This is a genomic window from Pseudoalteromonas phenolica (assembly GCF_005876835.1).
GTDB lineage: Bacteria > Pseudomonadota > Gammaproteobacteria > Enterobacterales > Alteromonadaceae > Pseudoalteromonas > Pseudoalteromonas phenolica_B.
This window is the reverse complement of sequence record NZ_PPSW01000012.1, coordinates 81,486-108,266: the sequence shown is the minus strand read 5'-3', so window position 1 is coordinate 108,266 and position 26,781 is coordinate 81,486. Positions and strand designations below refer to the sequence as shown.

The window sequence follows — 26,781 nt, the reverse complement described above, 5'->3', positions numbered from 1 at the left end:
TTTGTACAAGCCATTTTTTATTTTATCGCCAAATAAATTTACAAAGAAATTATGAAAGCAGAAACTATTATAAGAAAAGCCTTAGAACAAGATATCACTTGCTTATCTGTTTTGAGTAGCAAGGTTTGGTTAGCGACTTACGCAAAAGAAGGCGTTAAACCTGAGTATGCAAACTTTGTAGTTCATAACTTCAATACTGAATCATTTCTGCAAGACATAAATAGTCTAAATAAAACCATTTTAGTCGCTGAACAAGAGGGCATTCTGCAAGGTTATTTGCTCGCAAATAGACAGAGCCATTATCAAGATCAATCTAAGTTTGGCTATGAAATTGAGCGCCTTTATATTGATACTCAATTTAAAGGGCAGGGTATCGGAAAAGCACTTCTGCAAAGGTGCCAAAATGAGTTAGGCCCTAAGTTCTGGCTTTATACCTGGGTTGAAAATGACGCTAATGACTTTTATAAACATCTAGGGCTTATTAATATCGGACAATTAACGTTCGATTTTCATGGCGTAAAAATTCAGAATTGGGTTTACACGAGTGTAAAGTTAGCTTAAATACCTCATTTTTTGACCTAAAATAAACTTTCTCATCATCTGCCTCTGCATCGACTTTATCATTGCATCTAAAGCACATAAAAATTAAACCCACTGATTAATATCACTGTCTGAAACTGAATTAATCGCCTTAAATACATTAATTAAAATGTAGTTACCACCTAGATCTTAAAATCTCAATGTCTTAAGTCCGCGCGCGATCTCTTTTAAGTAAATAAATGTAAACAAAATAACCACTTGTTTAATCTGAATTATTTCTATTTAAGAGATTTTGACAGCGTTGACACGTTAGATAGTTTATTCTTTTGTTATCTTTTTGTAATAAATTAGAGTGTATACTTCTGCGCGCTGGCATGGGGTCAGCTTTTGGAAGCGGTTTGCAAAGGAAGGTGAATATAAAAATAAATCTTAATTAAAACACACGGTTAATTATGAAACTCTCACTTAGATTGACATCTATGGCGATGCTTATGAGCACGTTGTCAGGTGTATCCTTGGCTGCTGCGCCACAAAACTATTACCAGAACATTGATAATGCAAATGCAACAACACTGAAACAAAGCTTGCATATAATTATTAAGGGTCACACCAAAATTCCTTATACATCATCAAATACAGATACTTGGGACGTGCTAGAAAAAGCCGATGAAAACCCAGATAATAACTCTCAAGTTGTTGATGTATATAAAAATGCAGTTTATACCAAAGTGGGTGGTGGTAATACTAGCTACAACCGCGAACACTCTTGGCCGAAGTCTTATGGTTTTCCAAAAGATGGCAGTCAAAATTTGGCATATACAGACCTACATCACTTATTTATTTCAAATAGTAGCTACAATTCGAGTAGAAATAACAAACCTTATGCAAATTGTACTAGTGCATCTTGCTCAACAAAAACCACTGATATAAATAACAACCGCGGTGGATCATCATCTGAAGTGAATCTAACTATGGGTTCAGGTCCGTTAGACGGTATTTGGCAAACTTGGCCGGGTCGTCGTGGTGATGTAGCCCGTGCATTAATGTATTTAGCAGTGCGCTATGAAGGTGGTACAAATGTCAATGGTTTTGTAGAGCCTGATTTAATATTGACCGATGATCGCAGCAAAATTGAAGCCTCTAAAACCGGAGGTAATGAATCTGTTGCTTACATGGGTTTAAAAGCAGTGCTTATTCAATGGCACAAAGACGACCCAGTTGATGATTTTGAACGTCGTCGCAACGATGTGATTTTTGAATATCAAGGTAACCGTAACCCATTTATCGATCACCCTGAATTTGCAGCGTGTATTTTCGAAAGTGATTGTTCAGGCGTAGATGCTGGTACTGGAACTGGCGGTGGCGAAACCGGTGGTGGTGACACAGGTAGTCATGACGCAACACCTTGGATCAACGAACTTCATTATGATAACAATGGTTCGGATGTGAACGAAGGGGTTGAAATTGCAGGTGCAGTTGGAACAGATCTAAGTGGCTGGCAACTTGTTGCTTATAACGGCAACGGCGGTGCGGCATACAAAACCATTTCACTATCAGGCACTTTAGCAGATCAACAATCTGGTTTTGGTACTAAATTTTTCGCCATGAGTGGCCTACAAAATGGTGGCCCTGACGGTATCGCATTAGTCGATAATTCTGGCAAGCTGGTTCAATTCTTAAGTTATGAAGGTACCTTTACTGCAACCGATGGTGCAGCGCAGGGTCAATCTTCAACAGCAATTCCTGTCTCTGAAACGTCATCTACTGCAGTAGGCCATGCGCTACAACTTACTGGCTCAGGTTCAAAGTACAGTGACTTTACGTGGCAAGTAACAGCTTCAACGTACAACCAAGTGAATGCAGGGCAAAGTTTCAATGGTGGAACGCCTGTTACTGACCCTGTAGTTGAAGACACATTCTTTGAAATGAATAGCGTATCAGCGATTCCTGATAACAGCGCAATGGCTTCAACACTGGATGTTGATAACTCAACGACTTCAGGCACAGCAACGGTAAACGTTAATATCAGCCACACTTACCGTGGTGATATTAGCCTTGTATTAACGTCGCCAACAGGTGCTCAATATCAGCTTAAAAACTATAACGGCAGTGATAGTGCTGACAATGTAGTCGAGTCTTACATGGTGAATTTATCGGGTAGTGTAAAAGGCACTTGGCAGTTAAGAGTGCAAGATCACTATAACCAAGACGTGGGCACATTAAACGCCTGGTCGATTAAGATTAACTAATAATCTTTTAAGACGAGAAGCCCGCTTTGTTAAGCGGGCTTTTTTGTTTCAACTTCATAGTTTAATTAAATAAATTTTGAGATAGAAAAATAATAGAAGATTAATAAGACGAATAAACCGCTGCGCTTTACAGTGAAAACCATGCAATGACAAATAGCCATGTTAAGTAGGTGAGGAGAATACAATGAAGCGCAGAGAATTTATTAAAAGTGCAGCCTTAGGCTCGATGGGGGGGTTACTTGTAAGCCAAACGTTTGGCGCACAGGCAGGCGCTAATATGTTAACCCCTAGAGAAGTCGAAGGGCCGTTTTATCCTATAACCCCGCAAAAAGACAAAGATGCAGATTTAACCCAAGTCGAAGGTAAAGTAGGGCGTGCCAAAGGCACTATTATAGAAATCTTTGGACAAGTGTTTGACCAAGATGGTAATGCCATTGAAGATGTCACCATAGATCTATGGCAGGCTAATAGTTATGGTAAATATCATCACCCTCACGATAACAGTGAAGCGCCAATTGACCCGCATTTTCAAGGCTGGGCGATTTTGCAAAGTGGTAAACAAGGGCGCTTTAAATTTAAAACCGTGATGCCGGGAGCATATCCGTTAAATGCACCGCAGCAGCGTACACCTCATATTCATATAAAAATCAGTAAGTACGGATATAAATCTTTACTGACACAGCTGTATTTTCCCGAACAGCCTTTAAACGACAAAGATGGCTTGTTTAAACGTAAATCTAAGCAAGAGCAGAAAATGATGACGGCTAAAAAAACCAGTAAATTGAACGAGTATCGCTACGATATTTTTCTGCAAAAGGCATTTTAGTCTGCCGTTGGCGTTTTTTTATAATTAATCCAAGACAGTTGAGCAGAAAAAGCGGATAATTAGCGGTATTTTTAGAAAAGCGCTTACAAAGCATAGTAAGCGCGCGACCGTGGAAACCGCTCTATGGAAATCAAAGTTAACTTTCTTGATAATCTTCGAATTGAAGCGAAATTCGATGATTTCTCAATTATTGCCGATCAACCAATTCGTTATAAAGGTGATGGCTCAGCACCAAGCCCATTCGATTACTTCTTAGCTTCATCAGCAATGTGTGCGGCTTACTTTATTAAAGTGTACTGTAACGCCCGTGATATTCCGACTGATGGCATTCGTGTCGCGCAAAACAACATTGTTGATCCTGAAAATCGCTATAACCAGATTTTTAAAATTCAGGTAGAGATCCCAGAGCATATCTCTGAGAGAGATAGAGAAGGTATGTTGCGCGCGGTTGACCGCTGTACTGTGAAAAAGGTGATCCAAACTGGCCCTGATTTCCAACTTGAAACCGTTGAAAACCTAGACGCTGATGCGCAAGCGATGTTGATGACAACGCCAGAAGGCGGCACAGAGACATATATTTTAGGTAAAGACCTACCGCTTGAGCAGACCATTGCCAATATGACATCGGTAATGGAAGACTTAGGCATGAAGATCGAAATTTCTTCATGGCGTAATATCGTACCGAATGTTTGGTCTTTGCATATCCGTGATGCGGCTTCTGAAATGTGCTTTACCAATGGTAAAGGTGCAACCAAAGAGAGCGCTTTATGCTCGGCACTAGGTGAATTCATTGAGCGTTTAAGCTGTAACTTCTTCTATAACGACCAGTTCTTCGGTACTGAAATCGCCAATGCTGAGTTTGTGCATTATCCAAATGAAAAATGGTTCAAGCCAAACGAAGAAGATGAATTACCAACAGAGATCTTAGACGAATATACGCGCGAGATTTACGATCCAGAGGGTGAGTTATGTGGTTCACACCTAATCGATACTAACTCAGGCAATGTTGAACGTGGGATTTGTTCAATTCCTTACACACGTCACTCAGACGGTGAAACGGTTTACTTCCCAACCAACTTAATCGAAAACTTATTCTTAAGTAATGGTATGAGTGCGGGTAACAACCTAGCTGAAGCGAAAGTTCAGTGTTTGTCTGAGATTTTTGAACGTGCGGTTAAACGTCAGATCATCGAGCAAGAAATTGTATTACCAGATGTACCACAGGCCGTATTAGATAAATTCCCTGGTATTGTTGAAGGTATACAAGGTCTTGAAGAGCAGGGCTTCCCTGTTGTTGTTAAAGACGCATCACTTGGCGGTCAATTCCCGGTTATGTGTGTGACACTGATGAACCCGAAAACGGGCGGTGTATTTGCGTCATTCGGTGCACACCCAAGCTTTGAGGTTGCGCTTGAACGTAGCTTAACTGAGCTATTGCAAGGTCGTAGCTTCGAGGGCTTAAACGATGTACCTAAGCCAACATTTAACAGCATGGCAGTGCAAGAGCCTGAGAACTTTGTAGAACACTTTATTGATTCAACAGGTAAAATTTCTTGGCGTTTCTTCAGTGCTAAGCACGAGTATGAGTTTGTTGAGTGGGACTTCTCAGGCACAACTGAAGAAGAGTCAGACAAGTTATTTGGTATATTAGAATCAATGGGTAAAGAAGCTTATGTGACTGAATTTACACACATTGGCAACGCATGTCGTATTCTTGTACCAGACTATTCAGAAGTGTATCCGGTTGAAGACTTAATTTGGGATAATACCAATAAAGCTCTACAATATCGTGAAGACATCTTAAATCTACATCGTTTGAGTGAAGATGAATTGGCTGATTTAGTTGAGCGTTTAGAAGAATCTGAACTAGACAACTACATCGACATCATCACCTTAATTGGTATTGAGTTTGACGAAAACACAGTGTGGGGTCAGCTGACAATTCTTGAGCTTAAGCTATTAATTTATTTAGCGTTAGGTGATTTAGAAGCGACTAAAGAGCTTGTTGAAGCCTTCTTACAATACAACGACAACACCATTGTTGAGCGTGGTTTATTCTACCAAGCGATGGATGCAACCTTAGAAGTAGCACTTGATGAAGAGCTTGAAATTGAAGATTACATTCACAGCTTCACACGTATGTTCGGTCAAGAAGTGATGGACGCGGTTGTCGGCTCAATCAATGGCGATGTGACTTTCTATGGTTTAACTGAAACCAGCATGAACCTTGAAGGTCTAGACAAGCATTTACGCTTAATTGAAAGCTATAAAAAGCTTCATGCTGCACGAGCACGTTTAACACAAAGCTAATTTTGGCTTCGAGAATAAAAAGATTGAAAGGCGCTAGCGAACGTTAGCGCCTTTTTTGTATTCGATTTATTCTAGAGTATGTCGCTAGACATAACCGCTTACATTTAAAAGCAAAATTGACATCAATTAGTGCAAATAAAGTAATACACTGTGAGCTCATTCAGATTAGTTATCCAAACTTTAGGAGTGCTACCTGACTGCTTATTTTCACAAGGTTAAAGCTTACCTCCCATCCAAGCTTGAGCTATTTTAGCCCCACATGTTGGGGCTTTTTTATTTTCTGAGTATTGTTGAATTGTTTGAAACTATTTATTATCAGCTATTATTAGAAGTAAGAGAAAACCTGAGTGTTCAAATTTAATAACCCCATTATATTTATTGTTTCTTTTACCGCAGTCTCAGCTATTCTAGGCTTAATTGTGAACGTTTATAGTTACGTATCTCACGATGTCTTAGAGCCTTTGTCAGCGTTATTATATATTTTCGGCTTAGTTGCGAGTGCTTCTCTGTTAAGAGGACATGGCTTAGGTCAAAATTTCGTGAAGATTTTTTGGTTATGCCAAATATTTGTAGTTGGGTGGAGTGGTACTAAACTCGGCTTTTCTTTTGCTGTAGCAATCAGCTTACATTTTAATATTACGCCAGACAGTTATATGGTGATTAATCTTATCGGCGTGTTAATGGCTGTTTTGTGTGTCTTAAAGCTGAACAAGTCTGAAGTTAAAGCTCAAGCTGTTCGGGCTTAAATGTAAACTTGAGCGTGGCATGAAGCCACGCCTACAGCCAGTAGAAGTGAAAGAGATGAGTGACGAGGGTTAGTTTATAAATTGTCTAACTAACCGCTTCCACTATCAAAAACTAAAACCTACATAACCAGTACTCAAATAGCCAGCACCCTGATAGTTAGTATCCAAATAACTCTGCATACCCCATACCTTTAAAGCCGCCACTGGCTCGAACTCTGCCTTCCCAGTATTGAATCGAAAGCTTATTAACAGAATCTTTGGTGATGGTTTCAATTACGATAGGTTCGATATTGGGCAAAGTAACACGCCATTTGCTCGGGTAGTGTTTATTATCAATGCTTATGTGTTCGAGCTTCTCTAGCAGAATATCTTGTTTGAGAATTTGCTGTGTTTGGCCTTTTTCATCAATATGTGTGCCGCTACAGTAATCATAGTTTTGTTGTGCATCACGAATGCAGAATAACATCAGGCCTATTTTTTGTTTTGCATCCGTCTGACTTACAAGGCTAAACCAGTCCCAACCCATTTGGTTTTTGTCGATTAAGCTTGCCGACCATTCTCGGTCGTACCACGCGTTACCTGTGACTTTATACTCTTTACCTGCAAAGGTTAGGGTGCCAGCAGTTTCAAGAAACGGGTAGCTAAAATAGTAAGAGGCATGACCGCTTTGTGTTTTTTGGCTGTAGCCGTTGTCGCCATGTAGCGTAATTGGGCTGTTAGTTAGCAAAACATCAATGGCATAGTCGCCTTGTTTTGCTTTCATTTGCAAAGGTAGAAAACTGTGCGCTGTACTTTCAAGTGACCAATCATCTAAAAAAGCAGCAAAGGGTTGTGATGTTATTTGCGCTTGGCCTGCACGGGCATAGCGCTCAAAGGCAACATGTTTTTGCTCATGTTGCAGGGCGAAATGCGCGAAGTAGAGCTGATCGTCCCACCAAGTTGATTTAAAAGGTAGAGGTACTTGGGTTCTAAATAGCGTCCACTGCGCACCAAATGTTTCACCTGTCTCAGCCGTGAGGGTTGCAGTGATGTACCACCATTCAATGCCTTGCGCGAAATGTGCGCCATGATCTTCTGGAAACTTCATACCACGTTTAGCATCGACAGGTTCGCCGCGCATGGTATGTAAAAGCTGTTTTTCTTGCGGTTGTGGCGCTCTTTCACACCCCAGTAGTGTCAATAAAGAGAATAATAAGACATAAAAGGATTTCACAATTAACCTTCCTTACGATTCAAGCTTGCTGTGAGCCGTTTCACAGGTAGATAAGCGCATATCACAGCAGATAACAGCAAGAAGAAACAAGTGCTGATCAGAGCTGGTATATCTAAATAGAAATGAATGGTCCAACCAAAGGCGATGGGCATAACATACTTCAACAGCGCTAAACCTAACGCTAAGCCGAGTGGGACGGCAAATAAACATGTAAAACCAACTAAAGCAAAGGTTTGTATGAGTTTTAACTTATGTAGTTGAGTGGGTTCGACCCCTAGACTGTTAAGCACAGCCAGTTGTTTTGCGTGCTGGGCACTGAGGCTTAATAAGCTTATACATAAACTGAGTAGCGCAATAGCGAGAATAAACCCATTAAGTATTTTCGTGACTTTAAAGGTGTCGTTAAACAGTTTATTAGCGATTTCTTTAAAGCGTTTATTTTCTGAGATAGCGGCGCTATCTACTCCATAGTTATTAATCAGCTTTTCAGTAATTTGAGAGGTTGATACTTGTTCTTTTAAGGTCAGTGATAAGCCATGCACTTGCCAATGTAATGGGCTTTGCTTGATATTGCCTTCAAGGGTAATGAGACCCAATGCGGTGTTGCCATAATCATAAGCAAAGGCAGAAATACGACATAAGAAAGTGTGTTGGTTTTGTTTGAACATCACAGTATCGCCAAGTTTAATACCGTGTTTTATAAGTGCTTGTTCATTGGCTATGCAGCCGCTATTAGCAAAATGAGCCTGATTTACATGCTCGCCCGATGTTAAGTTGATATGTGAGAAAGCTTCAGTTCTATTACCAAAGCTGGCAAGTTTAGCAGGTATAGCGTCGATGTAACCGTTTGATGCCATGTAAATACCGACGCGCTGAATCTCAACATCATTACTTAGGTTCGCTCTTAGTTCTGATTGGTATTTATCAACATGAATATACATGTCGGCACTAAGTTGTTTCTCAAGGTGTGCATTGAGGGTGTTACTGAAACTTTCTACCATAATTTGCATACCAATAGCGCTACCAAGCGCAACTAAGATAGCCACAATGGCAATACGTAATTCAGTTAATTGAGATTTACTGTCGGCATATAACCATTGCCAAAGAGGTTGCTTAAATGGGTTGTTGAAACTCAGCAAACCTTGTAGGCAAGTTGGAGTGAGCAGCACAAACAAAGCTAAGATGAAAAAACACAATAACAGTGCTTCAAATTCAGTGTTGGCATTTAAATACAAGTAACTCAGTGCGGCAAGAATACTAATGAGCGATAGACCGAAAAGCATATTGCCTTGGTTTTTCAGCGTATTTTTTTGAGTTACAACCATTAGTGCCAATGTTGCTAAGTTGACAATAAATCCCAGTGCTAAAGTTTGCCACTGCCAGCCGATGGTAAGCGCTTTATCTAACTGATATAGCCCCATCAAGGTACGGTTTATATCGAGCACCAGTGCATTGGCAATTAAAAAGCCTGCCACGCTGCCAAGTAGCGCGGTCATAAAACTCAAGAGGGTAAACTCTATGACAATGGCCGTCGTAACCGCCAGTTTTGAGCACCCCAACAGGTTAAATTGAGTGAGCAGTTTTTTGCGCCCAGCAATAGAAAGCTTAATGGCATTGAAACTTAAAAACGCTGCGACAATGTAACCAAGTATTGCCAGTGCTGCGAGGTTAAAAAAGAAAGCTTCGGAAAGCGCATCAAAGTCTTGCTCTTGTGAGGAAGTTAATCTGGCTTCATTGCCTAAAATGGCTTCAACCTGCGAAACTTGCTCAGATGATAAGCCTGTAAACTCGATAAAACTGAGTTTACCTTGTGCGTTGAGTAGCATGTCTGCATAAGCAATATCGGTGAGCGACCAAACACCAATGTCATCAACTAATATAAATTTTGGCGTATGCGGGTTGTTTTGCAGCGCAAGCGCATTGTCATCTTTGTTGAGTTGATATTTTTGTGCCCGATCAGTATCAATCATAATGGCATCAAATGAAAAACCAGCGTTTTGATTTTTTGACTGTTCGGTCTGTGTTGACGAAGTAGTAATGGGCTTCGTCATCCAGAGCAAGCTATTGATACCTTGCAGGTAGAGCGTTTGACCTGACGCGAGAGTCAGCTTTCCCCGTAATACTGGCTGGGCGTTGCTAAAACCATGTTCGCGTAACGTTAGCCACAACCTACCATCAATATAGTCTTGCCCTATGGGTGGCTTTACGATGTGGCTAATTGCAGAGTCGATGAGTGCCGATGATTTACTATGGCGATTTTTTGCTTCTTGATTAAGCCCTGCAATGGCGGAGAGTAGGGCACTACCTAAACTCAAGCCCACAATGAAGAGCAATAATAGCCAAGGGTGGCGCCTGAAATAAGCAATGTGCGTCGTCAAAATCAGTTTAATTTCGGCCATGAGTTACTCGTTGAATTGCCCGTTAGCGAGCACTTTCACCGTATCAAAATACTGTGTCAGTTGCTGCGAGTGAGTGACCATAATTAAGTTGATTTGTCTTTCTTTACATAAGCTTGTGAGCATTTCAACTACTTGGTGGGAGCGAGCTTGATCTAAGTTGCCGGTAGGTTCATCAGCAAGAATGAGCTTAGGCTGGTTTAATAAGGCTCTGGCTATTCCTACTCTTTGTTGTTCACCACCAGACAGCTGGTGCGGTAACTTATTCAATTTACCAGTTAAACCAAGTTGCTCAATTAAAATATCAAACTCTTTGGCGTCTTGATTAGGGTAGTTAAGCTGGTGCTGAAATAAGATATTTTGTTTAACCGTTAGGCAATCAAGCAATTGGTAATGCTGGAATATAAGACCTATTTTTCGACGATAATGGGCAAGTTGTTTGTCGTTATACGCAGAGATAATCTCGTCATTAATACTGATTTGGCCGCTGTCGGGTGAGAGTAACCCCGCGAGTAGGTGTAAAAGGGTGGTTTTTCCTGAACCACTGTCGCCAAGCAAAGCTACTTGCTCTTGTGCATCGACTTCAAAACTAAAGCCATCGAATAGGGTTTGTACCTGGTCGCCATCAGCGCGAGAGAAGCAAAGATCAGTTACGCTTATCACTGTAATTCCTTGTTGCTCAGTGGTTTTGCTTAGTTTACATAATCGATTTAAATAAGTGAAAGCATAAACTTGAAACAAAGTATTTTCATCAGCGAATATTCTCGAAGTAGCTACAATGAATTACCTCGAGAATACCTTCAATCTAGTTTTATACAATGTCACCAAAGCGACCCATTTGATAATCGCGAACAGCTTGATGAAGCTCTTCTTGGGTGTTCATCACAAAAGGCCCCATGTGGGCGATTTTCTCTCGAATAGGCTCGCCGACTAATACTAAAGCACCTAATCCACTTTCACCTGCTTTTAAAGTCAGTGGTGCTTTGGGGTCAACTTCAAACTGGTAGGTTTCGACGTATTCAGTGTCAGCAATAGAGCCAGAATGAATATAAACAAGAGCTTTGCTGTGAGCTGAAATGTCTAAGGTTGTTTCAGTGTTGGCTGGCAATATTACATCGGCAATCGCGCCATTACCGGCTAATTCATCAATTGATGATGTCGTGCTTTGTTGCTCTAGTTGCCAGGTACCAGCCAGTGCTCTTAGCTCTATACCAGCATCATTTTGTAACACCGGGACTTTTTGTTCCGTGGTATCTTGATAACGAGGTGGACGCATCTTGTCTTTCGCTGGCATATTTAACCAAATCTGAAAGCCATGCATACCGTGTTCGGCATCGGCGAGTGGCATTTCAGAGTGAATGACACCGCGTCCAGTGCTCATCCACTGTACGTCACCTGCACGTATGGCTTTTTTATTACCCATTTGATCTTGGTGCTCAAAACCGCCTTTACGAATATAAGTAAAGGTTTCAATTCCACGGTGAGGGTGAGCGGGAAAGCCTGCCATAAAATCACTTTTGTTGTCTGATTTTAGTTCATCGATCATCAAAAATGGATCAAGGCTTCTACCGTCAAACCCCGCAATACGGCTAATGTTGACGCCAGCACCATCTTGGGTGGCGTGTGCTTTGTTGGTACGAATAATTTTCATGTTGTTTAATCTCTAACGTTTTGATGAGGTAAATTTAGCAAGTTTTATTGAGGTAAATAAGTGCAGTAAATTGATGGGTATATTCAAATATTTTGAATAGTTTATTTTAGAGTAGGTTGCCTAGCTTGATTGGGTGTAATCAAGCTAGGTGATAAGCAATATTGTTAGTTAACTCAAAGCAAGAAACTTGACTAAGCTGATTTACCCGAATGTTCAAATTGTAACTCACAAAGTCTTTGATATAGCTTTGATTCTTTGAGTAGTGTTTGATGTTTACCTTGAGCAATAATTTGTCCTTTATTCATCACCACTATGGTATCGGCATGCATGACGGTCGCAAGGCGGTGGGCAATAATTAAGGTCGTTCTATCTTGCATGAGCTCATTCAAAGCAGCTTGAACATGAAATTCACTCTCTGCATCAAGGGCGCTGGTGGCTTCATCAAGCAATAAAATTGATGGGTCTTTTAAAATAGCTCGAGCAATCGCGATCCGCTGTTTTTGTCCACCTGATAATCTTACGCCTTGCTCACCAAGAAAGCTGCCATAGCCTTCGGGTAAACTGGTAATAAAATCATGGGCATGGGCACGTTTTGCGGCTTCTATTACTTGCTCATCCGTTGCGTCAGGGTTGCCGTATCGAATGTTGTGCCAGACATCGGAGCTAAATAGTACAGGGTTTTGCGGCACCATGCCCATTGTGTGTCTAAGAGAATCTAGAGTCAGAGAATCAATAGATTGCTCGCCAATACAAATACGTCCGGTTTGCGGGTCGTAAAAGCGCAGTAATAACTCAAACAAGGTGGTTTTGCCAGCACCTGAAGGGCCAACAATAGCAACAACTTTGCCTTTTTCGACTGTCAAATTAACCTTATCAAGTGCAGCAACTTCAGGTCTTGAAGGATAATTAAAGGTAACATTGTCAAATTTTAAATGGGCGTCTTGATGCCAAGTAAGCAAAGAGGCATTGTCTTTGTTAGTTATGTCACTTTTGACATTCAATAAATCTAATAATCGGGTTGCAGCACCGGCTGCACGTTGAAGCTCACCATATACTTCAGAGACAGTTGCGACACTTGAGGCAACAATCACGGCATAAAAAACGAAGGCAGCCAATTCACCGCCTGACATACGTCCAGCGATCACATCCATGCCACCAACCCAAAGCATCACTGTAATGGCGCTAAATGTTAAACCAATTACTGCGGCAATTAAGATTGCACGCTGTGTGATACGGTGTTTTGCAACTGTGAAGGCTTTTTCTACTTCTTCGCCAAATGCGGCTTTTTCTTTTGTTTCATGGGTATAACTTTGAACTACTTTGATATTTTGAATGATTTCACCTGCATAGGTGCTTATATCCGCAATAGCACTTTGGCTGCTTTCTGAAAGCTTACGTACTTTCTTACCAAAGAAGAAAAGAGGGAGCAGGGTCAAAGGTACGCATAGCATCACCAATAAAGTCAGCTTAAAGTTCAAAATGAATAACATGACTAAACCGCCAACCATCATCAATGCACTGCGCAGCGCCATTGAAAATGAAGAACCAACGATAGATTGTAACAGTGTTGTGTCCGTGGTTAAGCGTGACATCAGCTCGCCACTGCGATTTTCTTCAAAGTAACTCGGGTGTAGGTGGATAATTTTATTAAACACGGCTTTGCGTATGTCATTACATACTCGTTCGCCAATCCAGCTCATTAAATAAAAACGGGTAAATGTACCGCTTGCAAATAAAACAATCAGCGCAATCATGACAAAAACCGCATTGGTGAGCTGTTCTACAGAGCCAGCTATAAACCCATGGTCGATGACATATTTCACCCCTTGGCCCAATAAAAGGTTTAAGCCAGAAGTAAATAGCAGTACTAACAAGGCTGAAAGTGCAATTAGCTTGTAAGGTTCTACAAAACCAAAAATAGGTAGCAGGCTTTTAAAAGCTGAATCTTGACCGTTATCTTTTTCTTTTGGAGACATAATAAAGCGCAACAATTTTTCTTGTTAAGAAATGTATAATGATCCAAGTTTTAATAATACAGTTCTTTACAATATGAATAAGCCTTTAATGTTATTGTTAAAGTTGTTTTATTCAAAGTTATTTATAAAGGATTACAATGAAAAAAATAATAGCCTTATCAATACTAGCTTCTCTTACCTCTTTCAATTCCCTAGCTGATGATTCTAAACAGCTTTTCAATCAGGTATACCTCACAGACAAGCAAGATTCTCGAGCAGCTTATTACTTTACTAGTCATTATTACTTTGCTAAGCAGCAAAATAGCGGAGTGTGGGATGACTTTGGCTATCTGGATACAGACAGTAATATAAAAGCTGCGTACTTGAATAGTCATTCTTCTAAAGATTTCAGTTTATCTGGTGAATGGTTTACAACTAAAGAATGGTTTGTAACAGCAGGTACAGCAGATGTTGGCGATTTAAATGACAACAGCAATTTCGGCTTTGGGTATTTATTTGATGATAAATTGAAGCTTAGCCTTTTCTATAATAAAAAAGAGCGAGGACCTAACGACACTGTTTTCAAGGCCGAGTATAATCACCAGTTTAATAGCAGCGATTATTTGGGCGTTACTTTCGAAGCAGATATTGATCTAGACTCGTATACACTCTCAGGTAGATACTTCAAACACTTAGGTGCTGATAGCTATCTTGCGATAGATGTAGATCATAAAGAATATGAAGGCTCTTATGATGTTAGCACTATTAAAGCTGATTACTATGTGAATAAAAATATATCACTTGGTGTGGGCTCGTATGACAATGACTTAGGCATCCAAGCGAAATATTTCTTCAATGATAAGTTTCATTTAGGCGGAAGTATCATCGACTTTGATAGTGGCGAAGTTTACCAGCTTTCTTTCACTGCTCAGTATTAATCACATTTCAATGTAAAGCCGTTTTGCTCAACAAAACGGCTTTATCTAATATTAATATCTTATTTCAAATTGTTGCTGATTTGCGTTTTCGTCGAACTGCCATTGATATCTAAGTGGTTCAGGATTGTTATCGTAAAGCCAGATTTCCGCGACAAGGGCGATGTCTTGGCGACTTAAAGTTACTTGCTGCGACAGCTCACCATTCTTAATCGGTTTTCTTAAAATACAGTTTTGATAATCAGCTTTGTTAGAGTCAACTTTACTTTGACAGACATTTAAATATGCCCTTACATTGCCTGTAGATATTTTGGCATCTATCAATAAATCAAAATCTGTTTTCAAGTCAAACGATTGATCAATTGTTAGGTTTGTCATAATGACTTCAGAGTTTGAGCTAGCATTGTCTTCATTATTTGCATCATCACTCGAACTATCAGAGTTATCTGTTTGTGATGAGTTATCTGAGTTCGAAGTGCTGTTGGTTTGCTGCGAAGCAGATGAACTCGCTGATGTGTTCGATACGCTGTTATCACTTTCGCTGCCACCACCGCCACAGGCACTCAGGGCAAGTAAGCTAGTTAATAAAATAAGATATTTGTTCATTGCTCGGCTCCAAATTGAATAGTGATGTTTGTGTTCACTGTGTTGTACCAAAGCGGTGCTGATTCCCCGCTACTGGTTGCAAAGTCTGCAAACCTGTCGTATGCGCGATTTATATCGACGCGTTCATGAGGGTGGCGCCAAGAAGCACCAATGGCTATAGCGAATGGAATGCCGTTCTCAGTTTGAAAATATAATGATTTACTTTGATTACTCGCATCATCCGCTGCAACAGAAAAGAGAGCGGTGTTAAATGCTTCTGAAGGTACTTGGTTCTTTAAGTGAACCTCTAAGCCTCTGTAGTTACCGTCTGTGATGGCATCACCATGGTAATGGTCGCTACTCGCAAAAATAAACGGGTCGAGCATACTACCCGGTGCACTCTCTGGCGAAAGCGCTGTTTTAAGAGGTAAGGTCATTGAGAAAGTGACTTTAGCGTTCACATCGCAGTTGACCTCTGTTCTAAAATATTCGCAACCGTTTTGTACATTAATATGATCCCAAATATCAGGTGCGACAATGGCAATGGCTTCAGTTCTATTAGGTTCAATAATCGTTTGTGAAACAGCTTGACCATTAATAAACAAACTCGAATTTGAGCTGTCGATTTGCTCTGCAGAAAGTACTTTCACGAGTTCAGAATCAACATCTTTTTCGTAAAGTCTGACAGCAAAACCATTATGGAAACTAGCACCCACACCAAGAATTTCACCTTCAATGCGGTAGCTTGTTACCCCTTCAGATGAGAAGTATTTAGTGGTACGATAATGAAGGACTAAATCATTAAAATCAGAATCGCCAAGGTATGGCCATCGGTCTTCATAGGCCAGTGTTACCCAATCGTTTTGGCCAGGGTAACTTTCAGACCCATATGTCTCGAATTCATAGTCTTCAACTTCTCCACCTTGTACCGAACCATAGGCTGTTAAAGTTACTTCTTGTCCGTCTGTAACTCTGAATCTAGCCCATGAGTTACCATTAGCTGCGTCCTCAGGTACTTCAATCAAAATGCTGTTCGCACCTTGAGCAAGATTAACTTTATCAATGGCTTTTTCGTCTTCTGAGAAGGTACCATCTTGGTTCCAGTCAAACCAAGCATATAAGGTACTTGATTGAGATGCTGTGACGATGACTTGCGCGGTTAAACCTGCAGCGAAGTCTGTAGCTAAAATCACGCCATCATCAGAGTTGTCTGAATAATCAATGTTCATATCACTACTGGTGTTGATGTTTTCTCCGTCTACAGAGTCACCTAAAAAAATAAGATTTTGGCTATCTTGATTGGGGTCGAATACATGGCGTGCACCATTGTTATCAAGTGCACTGCGATAAGGGAGTGGCGCGTCACCGAAATCCATCGATTCATCTGTTACTTCGACTTTTGCGATAGCGCAACGCGCGCCATCGTTTTGCCCTGATTTTGGGCCGAGCGTGAAGATTTCCGTGGTTGGACTATAGCCTGATTTGTCGTCAGGTACATTGGTTAAGTCGACTTTAAAAATATTGCCAGAGTTATTATTGCTAACATAAAAAATGATGTTTTCAGTTGTTTCGCCAGTCGCTTCGTCATAAACATCTTGTACGCCAAAATAAGCCGCACCAAAAGCGCCGGTATCTGTACCAATATCTAGGCGTGTAACCAGCTCGGGGGTACTGTTTGGTTCAAGAGAAATCTCGAACAGATCACCATCTGATTCCATCGCATAAAGTTTGTTAGTGATAGGGTGAAAAGCGAAATCATAAATTGTTGTAGACCAAGTTTCACTGCCCGGTTGTTTAGTCGCTGTAAGTGGTGCACTTAAGTCATCAGAAAGCGGGATTTCGAATAGACCTCTACCTTTATTATAAATAAAGTAGCTCGATGTACGGTTATCGGTTTCACCTTCAGCAGGGGCATCACCACTGACTTTTACATCACCAACAAAGAAATGAATACCCTCGGGAAGACCGCTCACATTCAGCGGTGTTGAATCGTAATGGGTTGTCTCGCCTTCAACGGTTTGTTCAATTCGAACAACTTGTTTGCTCTCTTTTCTAAAGCCATATAAATATTGGTCTTTGAAGTTAAAGCCAATAGCATTCACGCTAGCTGTGTCTTCAGAACCATTTAATCTTAGGGTGCCAGCAATGAGATTGGCTCGCCCTGATGCTAAGTCAATGCCATACATTTTGGCATTGCTATCTTGCATTAAAAAGGCTTGACTGGGACAGTTTTCAAAAGGTGCGGCATTGGCCAAAAATGGCGTTAATGCAGCAGCAATTAAGCATCTTTTAATCATGTTAGCACCTAGGGCTTTAGAGTTTTAAAAGTAGATGCATGATTAAGCCCAATGTTTAAGTGTCTGTTTTAAAATGATATTAAAAAATGAATGAGTGTTTATTTTTGTTCTGCGTGGCATTTTGCAAATTTATCTGGCAAGCACTACAAAGGGGGGGGCTATTCTATTAAGTCTCAAAAAACGCGACTATTTTCCCTTCTAGCTCACCTTGCCAAGGCTTGCCTAAAACGTCTTCAACCGATGATTGGCAATAAGATAAAAATTTCAGTGCTGTTTTTGGCATATAGCGGTCATTTCTTGCAATAAAGTACCAATGATTAACTAAAGGCAGCCCTTTTACGGGCAATACGGTTAAATTCGCGTTGTGGAGATCCAAAACATGCTGTGAAAGCATACCAATACCCATACCCGAAGAAATACCCACCTTGATAGCTTCATTACTTGAAAGTTGCTGCATATGGGCGGGTGCGAGACTGTTACTTTGTAAAAAGCCGTCAAACATCATTCTAGTGGCAGATCCTTGTTCACGCATTAAAAAACGATGCGCAACCAGCTCATTTGCCTTGATGCTGCTGCGTGAACTTAAAGGGTGATTTTTATCAGCAACTAAAACAAGCGGGTTTGCCAAGAAAGGCTCAGCTATCGCATGCTCAAGAGACGGCGGGTGACTAAATACATATAGGTCGTCTAGCCCGCGTTCAAAGCGTTGTAAAACTTGTTCTCGATTACCGATTTCAAGGGTTATTTCTATTTCAGGGTATAGTGCCTGAAATGGCCCAATCAGCCTAGGTAATATATATTGCGCAGTGTTAACCATAGCAATTTTTAAGTGTCCAGAGTGCCCAGCCTTAATATCAGTAAGCTGTGCATTAAATTCATCTAAACAAGCAAAAATGCGCTGACACGATAAATACAAGGCATTGCCAGCTTCTGTTAAAACAAATTTTTGTTGTTTAAAAACATACAGAGTTTGCCCGACTGATTCTTGCAGTTTCTTTAATTGTATCGAGACGGTTGGCTGAGTGAGGTGAAGGCGTCTTGCAGTTTCACTAATTGAACTTGTTTGTACTAAAGTCACATAGACTCTTAATAGCCGAAAAGTGAGATATCGCTCAATCATATTGATATTTATCTATAGGTGTATTCTTTAAGTTTAATTTTTATCAATATTAAGAGTCTTTTACAATGCCGCTCGTCGAAATTAAGGAGTGCTTATGCCAGATATTATCGTGATGTTTTTTATTCTTGGACTCGTTGCGGGTTTATTGAGATCTGATCTTGCGATCCCCAAAGCCACCTATGACACGTTAAGTTTGTTACTCATGCTGACTATAGGTCTAAAAGGCGGGATAGCATTACATGGTAATGTGAGCTGGTCTCTATTACCGCAAATGTTGGCGGTTGTCTCGTTAGGGGCACTTATCCCCCTAAGTTTATTCCCGATTTTAAGAAAGTTGATTGGCCTGTCGATTGCAAATAGTGCAAGTGTTGCAGCCCACTATGGCTCGGTAAGCGCTGGTACTTTTGCTGTTGCTTTAGCTTATGCTGAAACAAATCAATTAACAGTCGGTGCAGAAGTTACTCTTTACCTAGTATTGTTAGAGCTACCTGCAATTATTGTTGGTTTGCTGTTATTTAGAAGACTTTCTCAAGATACTAGCTCGCAAGTATCAATGAAGGCGCTGTGGCATGAAGCGTTAACGAACAAAAGTGTTATTTTGCTCGTTGGCGGTGTCTTTATCGGCTTAATGTATGGCGAACAGCAAGGGGCACAAGTAACAGGACTACTAACCTCAAGCTTTAAAGTCGTGCTGGCACTATTTTTATTAGAAATGGGCATTACAGCGGCGCAAACGTTAAGGCCGATGCCATTTAAGTATTGGAAGTTGGCAATATTTGCCTTAACAGTACCATTTATCTTAGGCACTTTGGGTGTGTTTGTTGGGGCTGCGCTAGGTTTAACCTTAGGCTCTATCGTTGTGCTTGCGAGTATTATGGCTAGTGCCTCTTATATTGCAGCACCAGCGGCAATTAAGGCATCTATTAAAGAAGCAGATATTGGTTTGGCAATGTTAAGCTCGCTGGGTTTGACCTTCCCGTTAAATGTGGTGATAGGTATTGGCGTGTACCATCACATAGCCTTGTGGCATCTTGCTTAATCTATAAAGCTGGCATAGCCAGCTTTATTTCTAAAAAGTTAATTTTAATCAATATTATCCCGCAAAATTTAATATATCATCTATAGTTATCAAACGAGTCTTTTAATGGATCATAAATGCACAGGATGTGTTAATCACAGAGAGTCATTTTAATGTTTCAACGTCTAAAACTAAACGCCCAACTAAACCTTGCTTTTGGTTTAATGATTGCCCTGCTGAGTGTTGTGAGCTTAGTGTCCTACTTTGCGTTAAGCTCTGGCCATGACAATTTTGTCGAATACCGCATGAACGCTAGAGATAGTAATTTATCTGGGCGAATACAAGCGAATTTATTATCCGTGCGCCTCAATGCACTAAAGTTTTTGAAAGAGCAAGACCAACAGAGTGTGAATCAATTTAACGAACGATTTGTGTTGCTAAACGATCTTATTACTCAGGGCAAATCTCAGTTTAAAGATCCAAATAAAATACGTGTCATAAATGATATTCAGTCCAAGTCAGAGCAATACAAAGATGCTTTTAATCAAGTGGTTCAATTGTTTGAACAACGTAATCAGGTTGTGCAAAATGACTTAGATGGTAATGGCGCTGAGATGCGTAAAAGTATTACCAAGATAATTGATAGAAGTGCGTCAATCAGGGATACAGATTTATTGCATAAGTCCTCAAAATTGCAAGAAGCATTGCTACTTGGTCGTTTATACGTCAGTAAGTTCCTTATCAATAACTCTGTGGAAGAATACCAGCGCTCTTTAGATGAGTTCGATGAAGTTGCGCGAGAAGCGGATAAATTAAAAGCGGTATTAAGTAATAGTAGTGATATTGCCGCATTTAATGATTTTAAGCGTCGCTCGGAGGTATATGTTGAAGGCATTAAAAAGGTCCAAGATATCATCATTTCTCGCAACAACATCATAGAGAATTCATTGAATAAGATAGGGCCTGAAATTGCAGAGCAAATTGAAAGAATTAAGCTAGCCAGTAAAAGCCGTCAGGACGAGATTGGTCCTGAACTACAAGCTGATAGTGAATCTGCAATTGTGACGATTATTGTATTTTCTCTCATTGTTATCGCGGTCGGTATCTTTTTGAGTTACTTCATTTCGAATCTCATTCGCACCCCCATTGGTGGTGAGCCAACAGAAATGGAGAGAATTGTACAAGCAGTATCTCAAGGAGATTTAACTTATCGTTTCCAAAATACCGGGAATGAGACGGGCATATACTTAGCTATGCGCGAAATGGTCGACAGATTAAATGCCATGATTGCACAAGTGATGCAGTCAACGACTGAAGTAACCAACACATCAAAAGAATTGAATCAGATCACTACTCAATCAAAAATAGGCGCCGAGCAACAGACTGATCAGTTAACACAAACAGCTACAGCGATGAATCAAATGGCTGCCACTGTAAATGAAATTACACAAAGTGCGCAAATGGCAGCTGATTCGGCAATGAATGCAGATAACGATGCGGTTTCGGGTAAAGAAGTTGTGCAAGAAACGCAACAGGCCATGGCTGAATTAGTAGAGACTATGCTCAATGTCAGCCAAACCATAGAAAATTTAGAAGCTGAAACTGAGTCTGTGGGGTCTATTCTTGATGTAATTAGAGGGATTGCAGATCAAACTAACTTACTCGCTTTGAATGCCGCAATTGAGGCTGCGCGTGCTGGTGAACAGGGCAGAGGGTTTGCAGTTGTAGCTGATGAAGTAAGGTCATTAGCAAGTCGGACTCAACAAAGTACAGAAGAAATACAGGTGATGATTTCTAAGCTACAAAATGAAGCAAAACGCTCAGTCGATTCTATGCGTGCAAATATGCAAGGTGTAGAGCAAACGGCTGAAAAAACCGCTAAAACAGAGCAAGTTTTAGAAACGATCTCCCACTCAGTTGGCACCATTAAAGATATGAATGTACAAATTGCCAGTGCATCAGAAGAGCAAAATGTGGTGAGCCAGCAAATCAGTGACAGTGTGCAAAACGTTAATGAGAAAGCGCATGATACGATGGAAGGGGCCGATCAAGCTTCTCAAATTGCAGATAACTTATCCAAACTTGCCAGTGAGCTAGATGGGATTGTTAAACAATTTAGAGTGCGCTAGTTTAATAAAAAATTAACCATTTAAATATTTTTTCTCAGCCATAACGCAGTATCTCAACTATGCTTTTGTATATGCATACTTTGAGGTACTGCTTATGATGTATGGTGTCGATAAAATTAATGCTTTTGCTCTAGCCATGTTAAACCAAGCTGAGTTAGACGATTTGCTCTGGTCAATTGCACAAGGTGTTGGCGAAATTATGGAGTTTGATGATTGCGTCATTTATTTGCGTAATGGCGATAAACTCGTGCAAATGGCAGCTTTCGGTATTAAAAACCCCAAAGACAGAGAAATTTTTGAGCGAATAGAAATACCTGTGGGTGAGGGGATTGTTGGTACTGTTGCTTTAACGGGTGAATCCGAAATCGTCTGTGATACCCGAACTGATCCTCGTTACATCAATGACCAATATGATGGTTTGTCTGAGCTTGCGGTACCTGTAGTCTATGAAGGAGAAACCATAGCTGTAATAGACTCTGAATCAAATAAGCCAAACGACTATTCTGAATTTGAACAAGCCTTATTACAGGTAATAGCTAACATTGCCTCACCGCGTATTGCATCAGCGCAATATCAATTGAAATTGAAGCAAACACAAGTTCGTTTAGAAAGAAGTAACGAAGAGTTAAAGCATAGTTTAAATGAACTCGCGAAGAATCAAGCTGCATTGATCCAATCTGAAAAAATGGCCTCTGTGGGTGTGCTTTCAGCGGGGGTTGCCCATGAGATTAACACCCCTTTGGGTTTTTCAATAAGCAATCTAAACACAGTTTTAGAAGACTTTTTGCCTGAGCTAACCCAAGTCATTCAACGAGTAAAATCAGATCCAGATCTGCCGCTTACAAGCCGAGCCTTGCTTTATGACGAAGAGTTTAACTATGTGTTAGATGACTTATCTGCACTGACGCAAGAAACGTTAAATGGCCTCAAATCAGCCAAGCAGATAATGCTAGATTTAAAGCGTTTTTCACGGGAAGACTCTGATGTTTTCATTCTCTCAGATATTAATCAAGGCATTGAATCGACTTTAAATATTTTACGGAATGAGCTTAAAACAGATTGTGAAGTCTCCCTTGATTTGCAGCCTTTACCTGAGGTGTCGGTCAATATTGGTAAGCTCAACCAAGTGTTTATGAATCTCATTATGAATGCAAAGCAGGCGATTTCTGAGCGAGGAAAAATCGCAATTAGCACCCAGTATTTTGGTGATTGGATAGAGGTAAAAGTCAGCGACACAGGTTGTGGGATCCCTAAATCTCACCTAAAAGATATTTTCACGCCTTTTTACACAACCAAACCTGTGGGAGAGGGCACGGGGTTGGGTTTGGCGATTTGCTATCGAATCATATGCCAAGAGCATAACGGTAAATTGAGTGTCGATTCTGATAATCAAGGCACTGTATTTACAATTCAGTTGCCGGTGAAACACCAAGTTGAGAAGACAGCTTAAATCTCTCGGTTAGAGAATTTATACGTAATATAAATTTATGTTTTGCGCGGCATAAACCGCGCGGTTAGCAAGATGGTTTAATAATCTTTAACCCAAAGTATATTCGATTAATTGAACAACTTGCTCTGTTGTGGTTGCCCAGGCATGTGCAGAGCCATCAACTTCTTTGAGAGGATGAATAATAGATTCGTCGTGTAAAGTAATATAAGGCTTTGCTAGTGCAGCACAGAAACCGGCATCAAATGCGGCATTCCATTGTTTATATTTATCGCCAAAGCGGATCACCGCAAGGTCACAACTTTTAATGGCATTTTGAATTCTGATGGCATTAACCTTAGCTGATTTGTGATCACGCCAAAACTGTTTTTCTTCTTCTCCCAAGCAATCGCCGGCTGCGTCACTACTCCCATGGTCGGTATTTGCTGAAATAAATGTCACCGGTAAGTTTTTCGCTTTACATCCAGCAATAATTTGGTCGCGCCAATCCGTGTGAATTTCGCCAGATAAGTAAATTTTCATGATTGCTCCTCATGTGGTGTTGATTGAATAATAACTAAGCTTACCAGTTTGTTGACGATGGGGGCGACAAGATTGATGGTTGGAAACGCGACAACAAACGCAAAAGCCCATGCTTTTAACCAAACAAACAGGATATTTTCAATAAAACCAACATTAAAAAGCGTAATGACAAAAGACATAATGCATGACATTAATAGTGCCATAAAAAAAGAGAAAACGAGTTTTTGATATTTAGCAGAGATCATTTTATGCACTACCTTTGACGAAAGAAAAAGAAAGCCAATATGTTTGGCTTTCTGTGATTGAGAATGGATTATTTAAACACCAGTCACCCATGAAGGTAAATAATTAAGTGCGATTGTTTCAAGTGTTTTATCAAATCCTGTTATGACCATGATAGCCAAAATGAGTAACAGAATTCCTAGCAGCTTTTTAAGCTTTTCAACATTACTGAATACGTTTGGTCGGAATTTTTGTAAGACACTGGTCGAGATAATACTGGTAATGATTAAAGCGCTTGCTGTACCTAAGCCAAATAAAAAGAGCACAGAGCTCGCCATCAGTAAGTCTTGACCTAGCGAAGCTAGAGCAATGGCTGCACCAAGTGTTGGACCAACGCAAGGTAGCCACACTAGGCCAAGCATCATGCCAATCATAAATTGATTGAAAACACCGTCTCGCTCGCCCTGTTGCGTTCGTTGTTCTGGTGTCAATTTGGTTAATACCAAAGATAACCAATTCGCGACTTTAGGTATGAGCAAACTGACACCCATAAGAACTAACATAGCAGCACCAAACCAGCGTAAAACTTCTGGCGACAGTCCAAGACTAAATAAAATAAAGGTTAATACACCGCCAGCAAGCGCGAACGCGACACTCAAACCCAGTGCTAATGCAAATTGACCTTTTTTACCGCTATTTGAAGATGAAGCCATCACAATGGGAACAAGGGGCCATACGCACGGTGAGAGTATGCTTAGCACACCCGCCATTAATGCTAATGGCAAAGAGACAAATTCAATACCCATGATTAAAACTTAAATGCGCTATTTAGTTTTTCTTCAATAACATTGAAACGGGTTTCGGCTACAGAGTACCAAAACTGTTTGTCACCCTTGTATAAAAGCAGCGTTGATTGTCTAGGTGCTCTAAATTTCTTTACCGACTGCTTATCGTTGTCATAATCAACAACAAGCACATGAAACGGATTATCTGGGTTTTGCTCATGGTATTGTTGGAAAAGCTTTTGTTGTTTTTTACACGTTGGGCACCAAGGGGCATATACATCAATCATGATGACCGCATTTTGAGTTTGTAGTTCTGAAAACAGTGCTTCACTAAATGGTTTCTTCTCAAATGCAGAGGCAGAAAATGCCATAAATAAGCTAATAAGGCTGGTGAAAATATACTTCATGTTGCTCTCTCTAAAAGACTGATTAATTGCTCTAGTAGAGAGAGGGAATGCGTTTTTTATTTCAAAAAAACATAAAAATATTTTTTAAATTAGGGCGTGTTTATCTTTGAGGTATAAATTTTGTTCAAATCAAAGGCTTTTAATACGCGAAATGAGCTACGCAGCATAATGGGTTATGTAAGTGGCGAATGACAAAGTAGTGGAAGCCTTTGGTTGAACTCTTCGAGCAGCGCGAGTTGGAAATTTATTCAGCGTTATCGGCTGACTTACATAGAATAACTATGCTACGCAGCCTCTGCCTTGCCTAAATATCCAACTCACTGCTGCAAAAGCACACAACAAAGGTCAACACGCCCTAGGTTTGGTTATAAAAATCTACAAACAATTTAACAAAAATTATAAGGCAAATTTATTGTGATAATTCAGAAATATCATTAATTAAATCATCAATTTCGCTCAAGAGGTGCTGTTTTTGTTTGTCGGTTAAACTTAGAAAAACACCATATAAAAAATCGTGGTAGCTTTGACGATTTTGGTTGTTCAATTTGTTTAGCTCGTCGCTACGAAATGATTCAGGGCTTAGTAACAGCGATTTAAGTTTGTCTTGATCTTTACTCTCAGAAACAATATTTAACAACACTGTTTTGAGAGAGGCTTGATAACGTGCTCGATAATCTGACCAAAGATCTGATGTTGGCGATTGAGCAAGGTAAAGTGATTTGACCATTTTGTGTTGAGATGAGGTGATGTCACCTAACCAATTTTCTAGTGAATTCTCCGTGCGAGTAAACCAACGTTTTTGGCGTTTTTCATCACTGAGTTTTACTCGTTTCTCTTGTTTTTCTTTTTCTTGCTCTGCGAGTTCTTCGAACAGGTTATTTACTTGTTTTTCAGTTAAATTTGGTGCTAAAGCGGCTAGGTCGGGTACAATTTCTGCACGTACAGAGTGCCAATGCGCAACGGCTTTATCGTTATGATAAGCAATACGCGCTGGGGTGATGTTTCCTTGTTCGATATCTGTTTTGATTTGTTTTAAATGGGCGATATAAGCAGGCAATTCGTTGCTTCTATGCCAATCAAGCCAAGTTTTTAGGTGCTCATCGAGTAGGCCTTCTTGGGCATCGTTTAATGACACATAATCGTCAACATACCAATAAGCTAACCAGTCCGCATTCTTATAAGCAAACTTAGTCGAGCAACCTGTTAACAGTATGAACAATAAGAGCAAACAATATTTTTTCATAAGTCTTCCTTTCTGAGCTTACGTAAATCTACGTTGTTAATTTTGTTTTAGATTACTAACAAGCTTGTGTTGCCATGACTGTATCAGTCGAGGCTTTACTAAACATACTTATTTATTATTTAATGCTCAGACTTTGAGCAAGCTTATTTGTTCACTTTTTTTGCCCATAAATTGATAAAGTTCAA

At 40.2% G+C, this 26,781-nt stretch carries 22 protein-coding genes; 9 read left to right on the top strand and 13 right to left on the bottom strand.

The features are described from left to right. Positions 1 to 51 precede the first annotated feature (51 nt). The 5 genes from C1E24_RS08580 (at position 52) to C1E24_RS08560 (ending at position 6,671) form a co-directional block, all read left to right on the top strand. Positions 52 to 561 (top strand): GNAT family N-acetyltransferase, encoded by a 510-nt coding sequence (locus C1E24_RS08580; protein ID WP_240721970.1) that lies wholly within the window; start codon positions 52 to 54, stop codon positions 559 to 561. 470 nt (positions 562 to 1,031) lie between these two features. Then, complete coding sequence (locus tag C1E24_RS08575; RefSeq protein WP_240721969.1) at positions 1,032 to 2,789, top strand: endonuclease; 1,758 nt, start codon at positions 1,032 to 1,034, stop codon at positions 2,787 to 2,789. 184 nt (positions 2,790 to 2,973) lie between these two features. Further along, the gene (locus C1E24_RS08570) at positions 2,974 to 3,615 is read left to right on the top strand and encodes a protocatechuate 3,4-dioxygenase (RefSeq protein WP_138480544.1); all 642 of its coding nucleotides are present in this window, start codon (positions 2,974 to 2,976) and stop codon (positions 3,613 to 3,615) included. A gap of 123 nt (positions 3,616 to 3,738) precedes the next feature. Continuing rightward, positions 3,739 to 5,925, top strand: coding sequence for an OsmC domain/YcaO domain-containing protein (locus C1E24_RS08565; RefSeq protein WP_138480542.1), 2,187 nt, complete (start codon positions 3,739 to 3,741; stop codon positions 5,923 to 5,925). Positions 5,926 to 6,344: 419 nt separating this feature from the next. Continuing rightward, the gene (locus C1E24_RS08560) at positions 6,345 to 6,671 is read left to right on the top strand and encodes a hypothetical protein (RefSeq protein ID WP_138480540.1); all 327 of its coding nucleotides are present in this window, start codon (positions 6,345 to 6,347) and stop codon (positions 6,669 to 6,671) included. A 157-nt stretch (positions 6,672 to 6,828) separates the two neighbouring features. Here the strand turns inward: C1E24_RS08560 and C1E24_RS08555 are convergent, their stop codons facing one another. From C1E24_RS08555 to C1E24_RS08535, 5 genes are all read right to left on the bottom strand, one after another. Further along, entirely contained in the window at positions 6,829 to 7,884 is a 1,056-nt protein-coding gene (locus tag C1E24_RS08555; RefSeq protein ID WP_240721968.1) for a lipocalin-like domain-containing protein, read from the bottom strand. A 2-nt stretch (positions 7,885 to 7,886) separates the two neighbouring features. Continuing rightward, a complete protein-coding gene (locus C1E24_RS08550; RefSeq protein ID WP_138480538.1) occupies positions 7,887 to 10,283 on the bottom strand; it encodes an FtsX-like permease family protein in 2,397 nt (798 codons plus the stop codon). Between the two features lie 3 nt (positions 10,284 to 10,286). Then, complete coding sequence (locus C1E24_RS08545; protein WP_138480536.1) at positions 10,287 to 10,943, bottom strand: ABC transporter ATP-binding protein; 657 nt, start codon at positions 10,941 to 10,943, stop codon at positions 10,287 to 10,289. 148 nt (positions 10,944 to 11,091) lie between these two features. Further along, the gene (locus C1E24_RS08540) at positions 11,092 to 11,931 is read right to left on the bottom strand and encodes a pirin family protein (protein ID WP_138480534.1); all 840 of its coding nucleotides are present in this window, start codon (positions 11,929 to 11,931) and stop codon (positions 11,092 to 11,094) included. 191 nt (positions 11,932 to 12,122) lie between these two features. Beyond that, entirely contained in the window at positions 12,123 to 13,907 is a 1,785-nt protein-coding gene (locus C1E24_RS08535) for an ABC transporter transmembrane domain-containing protein (protein WP_138480532.1), read from the bottom strand. 137 nt (positions 13,908 to 14,044) lie between these two features. Here C1E24_RS08535 and C1E24_RS08530 point away from each other — a divergent pair, with 137 nt between their 5' ends. Beyond that, the gene (locus C1E24_RS08530; protein ID WP_138480530.1) at positions 14,045 to 14,824 is read left to right on the top strand and encodes a putative porin; all 780 of its coding nucleotides are present in this window, start codon (positions 14,045 to 14,047) and stop codon (positions 14,822 to 14,824) included. Between the two features lie 51 nt (positions 14,825 to 14,875). Here C1E24_RS08530 and C1E24_RS08525 read toward each other — a convergent pair whose 3' ends face one another. From C1E24_RS08525 to C1E24_RS08515, 3 genes are all read right to left on the bottom strand, one after another. After that, entirely contained in the window at positions 14,876 to 15,427 is a 552-nt protein-coding gene (locus C1E24_RS08525) for a hypothetical protein (protein ID WP_138480528.1), read from the bottom strand. Then, complete coding sequence (locus C1E24_RS08520) at positions 15,424 to 17,703, bottom strand: LruC domain-containing protein (RefSeq protein ID WP_240721967.1); 2,280 nt, start codon at positions 17,701 to 17,703, stop codon at positions 15,424 to 15,426. The genes C1E24_RS08525 and C1E24_RS08520 overlap by 4 nt, the downstream gene beginning before the upstream one ends. A 166-nt stretch (positions 17,704 to 17,869) precedes the next feature. Further along, positions 17,870 to 18,823 carry a LysR family transcriptional regulator gene (locus tag C1E24_RS08515; protein ID WP_138480527.1) on the bottom strand — a complete coding sequence of 318 codons (954 nt, stop codon included), beginning with the start codon at positions 18,821 to 18,823 and terminating at the stop codon, positions 17,870 to 17,872. A 94-nt stretch (positions 18,824 to 18,917) separates the two neighbouring features. On the opposite strand from C1E24_RS08515, the gene C1E24_RS08510 reads away from it, so the two are divergent. The 3 genes from C1E24_RS08510 to C1E24_RS08500 all read left to right on the top strand — a co-directional run bounded on the left by C1E24_RS08510 (position 18,918) and on the right by C1E24_RS08500 (position 23,420). Continuing rightward, on the top strand, positions 18,918 to 19,862 hold the full coding sequence (locus C1E24_RS08510) for a sodium-dependent bicarbonate transport family permease (RefSeq protein WP_138480526.1): 945 nt from the start codon (positions 18,918 to 18,920) through the stop codon (positions 19,860 to 19,862). A gap of 152 nt (positions 19,863 to 20,014) precedes the next feature. Further along, positions 20,015 to 21,970, top strand: a complete 1,956-nt coding sequence (locus C1E24_RS08505; RefSeq protein WP_138480524.1) for a HAMP domain-containing methyl-accepting chemotaxis protein — start codon at positions 20,015 to 20,017, stop codon at positions 21,968 to 21,970. Positions 21,971 to 22,064: 94 nt separating this feature from the next. Continuing rightward, complete coding sequence (locus tag C1E24_RS08500) at positions 22,065 to 23,420, top strand: sensor histidine kinase (RefSeq protein WP_138480522.1); 1,356 nt, start codon at positions 22,065 to 22,067, stop codon at positions 23,418 to 23,420. 87 nt (positions 23,421 to 23,507) lie between these two features. On the opposite strand, the gene C1E24_RS08495 is transcribed toward C1E24_RS08500, so the two are convergent. The 5 genes from C1E24_RS08495 to C1E24_RS08475 all read right to left on the bottom strand — a co-directional run bounded on the left by C1E24_RS08495 (position 23,508) and on the right by C1E24_RS08475 (position 26,596). Beyond that, positions 23,508 to 23,939, bottom strand: coding sequence for a YtoQ family protein (locus tag C1E24_RS08495; protein ID WP_138480520.1), 432 nt, complete (start codon positions 23,937 to 23,939; stop codon positions 23,508 to 23,510). Beyond that, a complete protein-coding gene (locus C1E24_RS08490) occupies positions 23,936 to 24,184 on the bottom strand; it encodes a DUF2798 domain-containing protein (RefSeq protein ID WP_138480518.1) in 249 nt (82 codons plus the stop codon). Before C1E24_RS08490 ends, C1E24_RS08495 begins: the two co-directional genes overlap by 4 nt. Before the next feature lie 72 nt (positions 24,185 to 24,256). Then, the gene (locus tag C1E24_RS08485; protein WP_138480516.1) at positions 24,257 to 24,967 is read right to left on the bottom strand and encodes a cytochrome c biogenesis CcdA family protein; all 711 of its coding nucleotides are present in this window, start codon (positions 24,965 to 24,967) and stop codon (positions 24,257 to 24,259) included. Positions 24,968 to 24,969: 2 nt separating this feature from the next. Next, positions 24,970 to 25,353 (bottom strand): thioredoxin family protein, encoded by a 384-nt coding sequence (locus C1E24_RS08480; RefSeq protein WP_138480514.1) that lies wholly within the window; start codon positions 25,351 to 25,353, stop codon positions 24,970 to 24,972. A 409-nt stretch (positions 25,354 to 25,762) separates the two neighbouring features. Continuing rightward, positions 25,763 to 26,596, bottom strand: coding sequence for a DUF6279 family lipoprotein (locus C1E24_RS08475; RefSeq protein WP_138480512.1), 834 nt, complete (start codon positions 26,594 to 26,596; stop codon positions 25,763 to 25,765). Positions 26,597 to 26,781: the final 185 nt, after the last annotated feature.